The organism is Methanobrevibacter sp., assembly GCF_045636185.1.
In the GTDB taxonomy this organism is placed as follows: domain Archaea; phylum Methanobacteriota; class Methanobacteria; order Methanobacteriales; family Methanobacteriaceae; genus Methanocatella.
The window spans coordinates 1-10373 of sequence record NZ_JAZTXC010000168.1; the positions used below are offsets into that span (position 1 = coordinate 1).

Sequence of the window (10373 nt, forward strand, 5' to 3'; positions counted from 1 at the left end):
GAAGTTTATTCTGAAGGAGTATATTTGGATGGCTGTAATGATGCAATTTTAGCTGATAATTATATTGTTGTTAAATCAAATGGCAATATTGATCAGTATGATACAATTTATGCAGTTCATGTTACTGGTGATGATGCATTATTTGTTAGAAATACTATTGGTGTTGGTGAGGCTCCTTACGGATATGGTCTTGTAATCGCTGGTGAAGATTTCACTATTGGTAATAATTTAATTATTGCAGGTCAATATGGAACTTACGCATGTGGTATTGATGTTGAAAGTAATTCAAATGGTGCTATTGATTCTAATTTCATTGTTGCATATGGCGAGTCTGTTTATGGTATTTACACTGCTGATTGGGCTGGTGATGTTAAAACCAACATTACAAACAATGAAATTGTTACAAATGGTACTAATGTATTCGGCATGTCCTTAAGCGGTAGTGAAGCTACTGTTGATAATAATACTATTTTTGCAGATGGTAACTTCACAACAGGTATTGCTTCAACAGTAGACATGATTTTCATTACTAACAATACAATAACTGCTAACGGAACAAACGTTGGTGCTCCTACAGGCTATGATTCAATGGGAATTGAAACCATCGGTGTACACATTGTAGATGGTGATGCTTTAGTTAAAAACAATAATATTACTACTTCTGGTGAATATACTGTTTCCGTTGAAGGAACCGGTGCTGTAACTGACAATTATTTAATTGCAAAAGAATACACTGGTGACGCAAGTGTTAACAGTACTCCTGAAGATACTCTTGTTGCCAATAACACTCCTGCGATGCAAAGAGCTATTATCACTGCTGATGATGTTGTAATGTATTATAAAAATGGTACAAGATATGTTATTTTATTAACTGACCAAAATGGTAATGCTTTAGCTAATAAAACTGTTACTATTACATTAAATGGTGTTTCTTATAATAGAGAAACCAATGAAAATGGTACTGCTTCAATAGCTATTAATTTGCTTGCCGGAAATTACACTGCATCTGTTTTATATGTGGGTGAAGATAATTTCACAAATACCAGCAGCGAAAATAATATTACTGTTTTGACTACAGTATTTGGTGATGATCTCGTTAAAACATTTAGAAACGGAACCCAATACTATGCTACTTTCCTTGATGGTCAGGGCAATCCATTAGCTAACACTGATGTAATATTTAATATTCATGGTGTTTTCTATACTCGTCAAACCAATGCATCAGGTCAAGCTAAATTAAATATTAATTTAGATCAGGGTGAATATATTATTACCGCATATCATCCGGTAAATGGTGAAATGCATGCTAATAATATTACTGTTTTACCTTTAATCCAAAGTAATGATTTAGTAAAATACTTCAAAAATGAATCACAATTTGTTGTTACCATTTTCGGTGAGGACGGTAATCCTGTTGGTGCTGGTGAAAACGTAACATTCAATATTAATGGTGTTTTCTATACTCGTCAAACCAATGCATCAGGTCAAGCTAAATTAAATATTAACTTGGCTCAAGGAAACTACACTATTACAACAATGTACAAAGAATCTATGGTAGCAAATAACATTGAAGTATTGCCTATATTATATGCTAAAGATTTGGTCATGAAACAAGGTACTTCAGATCAATTCAGAGCTAGATTAGTTGATGGTCAAGGTAATCCATATCCTGGTCAAAACGTCACATTCAATATAAATGGTATATTCTATCAAAGAACCACTGATGATGGTGGTTGGACTGCACTGAACATTAAATTAAGTGCAGTAGCAGATACTTACATTATTACTTCAATGTATAATGGTTGTACCATTTCAAACAAAATTATTATTGAACCAGCTTAAGAGGTTAATTTAACCTCTTAACTATTTTTTTTTTAAAAATTAGAAATTATTTTTAAGATACTCCAAGCTTTTTTTAATACATTCTTTACTATTTACTTCAATCATGTATATGCCATCATAATTTTTCTTTTCAAAAGTGCCAATGATATCATTTAATTGAATATTGCCTTCGCCTAATGGTAGGTGTGAGTCATCATCACCCATATTATCGTGGGCATGTATGTGTTTAATGGAATCAAAATACATTGCATCTGGAGATATTCCTGAGTGGTGTGCATGGCCAATGTCAAAAGTCATCCCCATGTCATATTCAACAAGCAGTTCATTTAATTTGGTCATGTCCTGATAAATCATGCTTTCAAATGCAGGCATATTTTCTATTGTGGTATCAACGCCTAAGTCTTTACTATATTCACCAATTTCCCTAATGGAATTATTGGCTACTTTATAAATCTCTTCAGGCATGTCTTTAGCAAGAAATGGAATTAATCCTGGATGTACAACAACAATGCTGGCATCAATTTCATTTGCCAAATCAACTGAGTCTTTTATTTGTTCAATGGAGTTTGCCCTGCTTTTTGAACCCAATGCAGCAATATTGACATCCATAAATGGAGCATGGATCGTATAATCGAGATTATAGCTGCTCAATAAATCCAAATCGAACTCTTCAGTGGGGTATTGATGTAATAATTCTGCATATTTGATGCCCAAACTTTCTATAAACTCTAAACTACTGTCTAAACTATTATTAAATGTTGCTAATGTTGATGCTCCAATTTTCATTCTAATCACTTTCTAACTGCGGTTATCTCCAATCCCATTTCAATGGCTTCAATGATCATGTCTGTCATTTCATTGTTTTTTCTTATTTTGATTTCTCCTTTTTTAGATGTTGTAGCAGTAAGCAAATACTCTCCATCTATCAATACATCAAAGTTTGATCTTCCATTTTCACGACCCAAATCTAAAATTAATTGGTTTTTAGTATGAATTATGTCAATTTCAAAAGGGGCTGAATTTTTCGGCATTTCTTCTATAACTTCAACACCAAGGGATATTCCAATTTTTTCTTCTATTTCGGCTATTCTTTTGCCGTTTTTGCCGATGATTTTAGGAACTAAATTTTCTGGAATGTAGATGTTTGCCCGGTCAGGGGATATGACTTCCACTTCCACTTTTGATTTTTTTGGCAAAAACCTTTTAATTCGTCTTAATATTTCTTTTTCGGCAATATTATCAACAGATGATTTAGAATTTGATGCTGGGGGATTGTTAACCAAATCCAAATCCATTACTATGGTCTGCTCACCATATGTATAAATCTCATTTTTCAGTTCTCCGCTTTCAAAGTCACGAACCTCAATAACTGGTCTTGCCAAATCCGCTTCTTTCATTCCGCTAGGAACTTTTACTGTCATTTTTGTTTCATAAACACTTTTGATTTCACCGTCTTCAATGTAAATACTGGTGTCTACAATAGATGGAATAACCCCGAGCTCCACTCTTGAAGCAATACGCTGAATGGCATCAATAGGTCTTGTAGCGTGTACAACACCAATCATTCCAACACCTGCCAAACGCATATCTGCGAAAATATTGAAGTCATGATTTTTTCTTAGCTCATCATAAATGGTGTAGTCAGGCCTAACTAGAAGCAGCACATCAGCCGTATTTTCCATGCTTCCCTCCAAAGGAGCATATTGGGTTATTTCATCCGGAAGCTGCAAATCTCTTGGAGATTCCATTGTCTTAACAATTTTATTCAATTCACCGGAGTAATATTTAGCTATGGCTTGGACAAATGTTGATTTACCTGCTCCTGGAGAACCTGAAATTAAAATTCCCTCTGCATTGTTGTTAATTCTGTCCATCAATTTATCGCTCAGATGATATTCATCCAGTTCAATATCTGCTACGGGTCTGACAGCAGTAATTTCAATCGCTTCTGAAAATGGTGGTGTAGCTATTGAAATTCTATATTCTCTTGATTGAACAACAATTGATCCTTCCCTTACAGATTCCAAATATGTTTTTGCATCACTTCTGGCTTTATCTACAATTTCATCAATAATTTCCTGCAGTTTTTTATGGTTGTAAACTTTATCACTTAGCTTAATAAAACTAATATGTCCAGGGGTTCCTTTTTTAGCCATAGGACAAACGTTTTCTTTTAAATGAACGGACATTGTTTCGTCATCAAAAAATCTAGCTATTGACAATTCTTTTTCAACATATTTCTGTTCGTAATAATAAACTGGAATTCCTTGAGCTTTTGCGGTTTCAGCCTGAACTTTATCGTTTGTTAAGAGAGTTCCAAATTCAGATCTTGCCAAATCTCTAATCAATGCATCAATTTCTCCACTTTTTGCATATTTGATGTCATAATTGCTGGGTCTTTTGCCTTTAAATGAAATGGCAAGCTCACCTTCATACTGCAATTCCTGTAAAAGTTTCAATTCATTTAATCCGGCAATCCCTTCACGTCTATCTGCATTTGCCTGATGTTCTAATTCACAAACTACAGCTTCAGGAACAATAATTTCGGGATAATCAAGATTTTCCTTTTCTATAACTTTACTTACAGCTCCAATTATCACTGCACTTGTGTCTGGGACAATAGTTTTCATTTTAATACACGTCATCAGGGTTAAAAACTCTTTTTTGGTTTATTTTTAAATCATCATCTTTTAAATCATCAATATCAGGTGAATTTTTAAAATCTAAGTCTCTAAAAAAGCAAGAATAATAACCTTCATGACAAGCCGCACCGTTTTGCTTAATTTTAAGTACAATCGCATCCATATCACAGTCAACAAGAATTTCTTCAACTTCCTGAGTGTGTCCGGATGATTCTCCTTTTAACCATTGCTGGTTTCTTGAAGTACTCCAATAATGGGCTTTTCCAGTTTTAATAGTTTTTTCTAAAGCTTCTTTATTCATGTTGGCTATCATTAAAATTTCACCACTCACAGCATCCTGAGCTACTGCTGTAATCACCTTTTCACCGTTAATTTCATGTCTAAAGTTAATTTCCATAATCATTCACCTTTTAAATATGATACAATATTTTCAATCTCGACCAATTCCTGATCACCGCTTTGCATATCCTTAATTGTTACTTTATTTTCTTCTAAATCATTTTTACCTATAATGATTATTTTAGGAACTTTAATTTTATCGGCATAATTCATTAGTTTTTTGAACTTCTTATTGTTTAAATCAACATCACATCTGATGCCTGATCTTCTAAGGGTTTGTGTTATTTCGTAGGCTTTCAGCCTAACATCATTTGAAATTGGTGCAATATATGCATCAAGGTGTGATTTGGCTTCTTCTTTATCAGTTAATTCCTCAATCGCATTCATTAATCTGTCAAAACCGAGAGCGAATCCTGTTGATTCAACTTCCTGACCACCGAATACTTTGATTAAACTGTAAGTTCCACCGCCGCAGACCTGCTTTTGTGCTCCAAGCCCTTCAACATAAATTTCAAATACGATTCCGGTATAATAATCAAGGCCTCTTGCAACACCTAAGTTTAGGGTATAATTGGTCATGTTAAAGCAGTCTAGTAAATCAACCAGTTCTTTAAGTTCTTCAAATGCTTCCTGTGGTTCATCGTAATCTTTAATCAGTTCTTTAACTTCATTGAGAATGCTTTTATCCCCAACCAAATCTATCAGTTTAAGTAAAATCTGATTTAATTCATCATTTGAAATGATTGGTTTGTCTCCGCTTAAAGATTCAATTAATAAATCCTTATCTCCTTTGTCAATAACAACCATCAGTTCCCTTTGGGTTTTTGAATCAACTTCAAAGTGTTTGAATAAACCACGAATAATACCTAAATGGTTGATATTAACGTCAGCACCAGTAATTCCAAGGGCTTCTATTGAATCACTGCACATTGCAATAACTTCGGCTTCGCCTTGAGGAGATTTGGCGCCAATCAATTCACATCCGAACTGCCAAAACTGCCTAAACCTTCCTTTTTGAGGTCTTTCATATCTAAAACAGCTACCATAATAATATAATTTAATAGGTTTTGTAGCAGTTTTTTCAAGTTCATTCAAATATAATCTGGCAACTGGTGCAGTAATTTCCGGTCTTAAAGTCAATTCACGATCAGATTTATCCTTAAAATTATATAACTGGTCGACAATTTCTTCTCCTGATTTGGTTGTAAAAAGTTTTAATTCTTCAAATAAGGGAGTTTTAATTTCCCTGTAACCATAATTTTCAAAAATGTATCTTAAGGTACTTTCTGCTTTTTTTCTCTCTTCCATCTCTTCAAATAAAAAATCTCTTGTACCTCGAGGTCTCATAAATTCCATATCAATTCTCCTTCTATTGAACTACCTCAACTTTATTAATGTGAAGTGTATATTCTATTATATTTTAGTTTAATACCTTAATATATAATATCGATGTAATGTTATATTATATTTTGTTCTGATAAATGTCCAGGTATCATTTGGCTGGTTCTTGAAATGGATATTTTTCCTAAAAAATTTTCAGATTTTTGCCAAAACTAAATGATTGATTTTTGATTTGTTGATGGTGTTTAAATTTGAGTGAAAAATTAAAAAAGATAATAATATGGTATATTATTATCTAAATCTAATTATAAACGATTTCATCAATTATGTAAATTGGGGTTACGATATCTATTGGGTTTAACCTTTGATTATTATGGCTTGTAATGTCCATTCGTGTACTATAATATGGTACATAAATAGCAGCACTAACACCAAATATGGTTATAGCTGCACCAATACAAGCAACAGCTATAATCGGATTCCCGGTTATTATTGATGCAATAGTTCCACCCATAACTAGTACAACTGCTGTCAATCCGGATACACAAATAAGTACTGTACCTAATGTGGTATCTACACTTTCTTTATAGATAATTGGGCCGTAGTTTCCGTGGACTATTTTATTTCCGTTATATATGACAATACCTTCGCCTACATTTAAGATATTGTCTCCATCCTGATATGCATAGTTTCCTTTAAATGTACAGTTGTTGAGTTCCAGTCTTCCGTAGTTGAAGATTGCTCCTCCTTTGGAGCAGTAATTGTTGATGAAACTGCAGTTGTTACATACGCAGTATCCTGTGTTTAGTATTGCTGCTCCCCAATCAGGATCAAAGTAATAATCCATTTTGTTGTCGTGTAATTTCACGTAGTTTAAGATAACTGTACCGCCTTTGTTTTCTATTGCGGTGTTGAATCCGCCTACTTGGATGTTGGATGCAATGAAAATGGTTTTAGTGTTGGTTATCCATTTGTCTTCATTTCTAACTTCATTTTTTGCCATTATTGATGAGTCGTTGCCGTAAAGGGTTATTATGTCGCAGCCGGTCGCATCCAGATTAAGGCAGCTGTTGGAGTTGATGGATAATTTATCTGTAAATATGATGTTTAATTCGCGGATTTCATCTTCCTTTTTTGAAAAGAATTTTGGGAAGTTTTTCTTTGACAATAATTGGGAATAGTCATTAGCATTATTGATATATACTGTTCCTATTTGTATGGTGGATGTTTTGTAATTTGTTTGATATGCGGCTGTGAAAGCTTGGTTAAAGTATATTATTTTTGTGAATGAGAATTGTCTGATGTAGTCAATTCCTGAATATTCTCCACCACATTTCATATCTATGTTTAATACGAAATCTCCAATAGTGCTATCGTAGGAGCAGAAATATGATGTTTTATTGTCTGCCAGGTAATTTATGCCTCCTAAAGTAATGGCTTTATATAATAATGGAATAATGTCGACTTGTCTGTCATTTTCAAATGGGCTAATATCGATCCAGTTTGTAATGAGCAGGTCATCAGCACCAATATTGGTTTTTTGTCCGTCAATTATGAGTAATTCGTTGGATTTTAGGTTTTTGGCTATGATGTTTTTTCTTCCAGGGTCTAGATAAATGGCTTCTCCGGATAATTGGGAGATACTGTTTGCAAAATTACAGTTGCTTATCATATTGTTTTCGCCGCCCAGGTAAATGGCGCCACCTATGCCTTGTGCTGTATTGTTTATGAATAATGTGTTGTCAATGAGTCCATCATTTCCTTTCCAGGTTATTGCTCCGCCATTTATTGCGGTATTGCCGGTGAATATGCAGTTGTCAATTAATCCGTTGTCTCCCAACCAATAAACAGCACTCATGTCTGTATGTTTTGAGGATATAACAGGACGAACAACGAATTCGCCTATTTTTGGCCAATCTTCTAGGGGGTCCGGTCTGGGGATGTTAAAACCATTGTATTTTCCATTGATGAAAGTTAAATTAAGGATTTTTACGTTATTTCCTGTTACTTTAAAAATGGCTGTATTGTAATTTCCATCAATAACGTGGCCGTTACCGTTGATAGTTACGTTATCTGTTGCAATTAATATGCCTTCATGTGCAAGAATTTTTGGACCAATATAATTTGGGTCACTGCATGGGTCAAAAATATAATCCTGATTTATATTGTAAATATCTCCGGGGTTGAGATTTGCAATATCGTTTTGCAGGTCATCAAAATTACCTGGCGTAGATATATCATTAATGGGGATATCTGAACCAGAATTTACAGTTATATTTATATTATCACTTGCTGATGCGCAAGAAATACTTATAAAAGCAATAAGTAGTAATATTGATAAATATCTTTTTTTAATAATAACACTCCTCCTGATTTTTTGTTGTAATATATTTTTACCTCTTTTTTTATATAAAGAATTTCGAAAGTAAGTGCTTACTTGCCAGAATTAAATGATATATTTGCTTTATATTTGAAAAATTTCTAAATATTTGTCTTTTTGAAGGAAAAAATGTTCAATAGCTGTGAATTAAAAAAATTAAAAAAAATAAGATAATAATAGTGGAGGATATTATCTAATTAAAAATGATTTCATCTATTTTTTTAATTGGAACTGTGATATTATCTGGGGAAAAATTCTGACTTTCTGAATGTATAATATTTTCTCTTGTGGTTGAATATACTGAATCAAAAATACCTAAAATAGCACTGCAACACGTTATAGCAATACCTGCAACAAGTACATAACCGGCTATTATTGGATTTACAAATAATAGAATGCCTCCACATATAATTAGCGCTGCTCCAGTTAATGCTCCTACAACAGCGGTTAGTGTAGTCCATTGAGTATGTGCGCTTTCTTTATAGATAATTGGGCCGTAGTTTCCGTGGACTATTTTATTTCCGTTATATATGACAATACCATCACCTACATTTAAGATATTGTCTCCATCCTGATATGCATAGTTTCCTTTAAATGTGCAGTTGTTGAGTTCCAGTGTTCCGAGGTTGAAGATTGCTCCTCCTTTGGAGCAGTAATTGTTGATGAAACTGCAGTTGTTACATACGCAGTATCCTGTGTTTAGTATTGCTGCTCCCCAATCTGGATCAATGTAATAATCCATTTTGTTGTCGTGTAATTTTACGTTGTTTAAGATGACTAAACCGCCTTTGTTTTCTATTGCGGTGTTGAATCCTCCTGCTTGGATGTTGTATGCAATGAAAATGGTTTTTGTATTGGTTATCCATTTGTCTTCATTTCTAACTTCATTTTTTGCCATTATTGATGAGTCGTTGCCGTAGAGGGTTATTATGTCGCAGCCGGTTGCGTCCAGATTAAAGCAGCTGTTGGAGTTGATGGATAATTTGTCTGTAAATATGATGTTTAATTCTCGGGTTTCATCTTCCTTTTTTGAAAAGAATTTTGGGTAGTTTTGCCTTGCCAATAATTTGCCATAGTCATTTGCATTATTAATATATACTGTTCCGATTTGTGTAGTTGCTGTTGTGTAAGTTGTGTGATATGCGTCTGTGAAAACTTGGCTAATGTTGGTTATATTTGTGAATAAGATTTGCCTGATGTATTCAATTCCTGAATATTCTTCTTCACAATTTATATCTGTGATTAATACGAAATCTCCACTGGTGCTGTTGTATGAACTGAAATATAATGTTTTATTGTCTGCCAAGTAATTTATTCCGCCTAAAGTAATGGCTTTATATAATAAGGGGATAATGTCGATTTGTCTGTCATTTTCAAAGGAGCTAATGCCAATCCAGTTTGTATGGAGCAAATCATTTGCACAAATATTGGTTTTTTGTCCGTCAATTATGAGTAATTCGTTGGATTGTAGGTTTTTGGTGGTGATGTTTTTTCTTCCTGGATCTAGATAAATGGTTTCTCCGGATAATAGGGAAACGCTATTTGTAAAATTGCAGTTGCTTATTATATTGTTTTCTCCTGCCATGTAAATGGCGCCTGCTATTCCCTGTGCTGTATTGTTTATGAATAATGTGTTGTTGATAAGGCCATTGTTTCCTTTCCAGGTTATTGCTCCTCCGTTTATTGCGGTGTTGCCTGTGAATATGCAGTTGTCAATTAAACCGTTGTTTCCTAACCAGTAAACGGCACTTAAATCGGTATGTGTTGAGGATATAATAGGACTAATAGTGCATTCGCCTATTTTCGGCATATCTTCTATTTTTGGCGTA

At 33.8% G+C, this 10373-nt stretch carries 6 protein-coding genes and 1 pseudogene; 1 reads left to right on the plus strand and 6 read right to left on the minus strand.

Annotated features, from left to right (window positions below):
- Positions 1–1842, plus strand: a 1842-nt coding sequence (locus ACKI3Q_RS09475) for a hypothetical protein (protein ID WP_407416347.1), incomplete at its 5' end; no start/stop codon positions are given.
- Between the two features lie 39 nt (positions 1843–1881).
- On the opposite strand, the gene ACKI3Q_RS09480 is transcribed toward ACKI3Q_RS09475, so the two are convergent.
- From ACKI3Q_RS09480 to ACKI3Q_RS09505, 6 genes and pseudogenes are all read right to left on the minus strand, one after another.
- Positions 1882–2628: a sugar phosphate isomerase/epimerase family protein gene (locus tag ACKI3Q_RS09480; protein WP_407416348.1), complete on the minus strand. Its 747-nt coding sequence runs from the start codon at positions 2626–2628 to the stop codon at positions 1882–1884.
- Positions 2629–2633: 5 nt separating this feature from the next.
- A complete protein-coding gene (locus tag ACKI3Q_RS09485) occupies positions 2634–4472 on the minus strand; it encodes a PINc/VapC family ATPase (protein WP_407416349.1) in 1839 nt (612 codons plus the stop codon).
- A 1-nt stretch (position 4473) separates the two neighbouring features.
- Complete coding sequence (hisI, locus tag ACKI3Q_RS09490; protein WP_407416350.1) at positions 4474–4881, minus strand: phosphoribosyl-AMP cyclohydrolase; 408 nt, start codon at positions 4879–4881, stop codon at positions 4474–4476.
- A 2-nt stretch (positions 4882–4883) separates the two neighbouring features.
- The gene (hisS, locus tag ACKI3Q_RS09495; protein WP_407416351.1) at positions 4884–6179 is read right to left on the minus strand and encodes a histidine--tRNA ligase; all 1296 of its coding nucleotides are present in this window, start codon (positions 6177–6179) and stop codon (positions 4884–4886) included.
- Between the two features lie 286 nt (positions 6180–6465).
- Positions 6466–8022 carry a hypothetical protein gene (locus ACKI3Q_RS09500; protein ID WP_407416352.1) on the minus strand — a complete coding sequence of 519 codons (1557 nt, stop codon included), beginning with the start codon at positions 8020–8022 and terminating at the stop codon, positions 6466–6468.
- 715 nt (positions 8023–8737) lie between these two features.
- Positions 8738–10373, minus strand: a pseudogene (locus ACKI3Q_RS09505) (hypothetical protein); the annotation flags it as partial.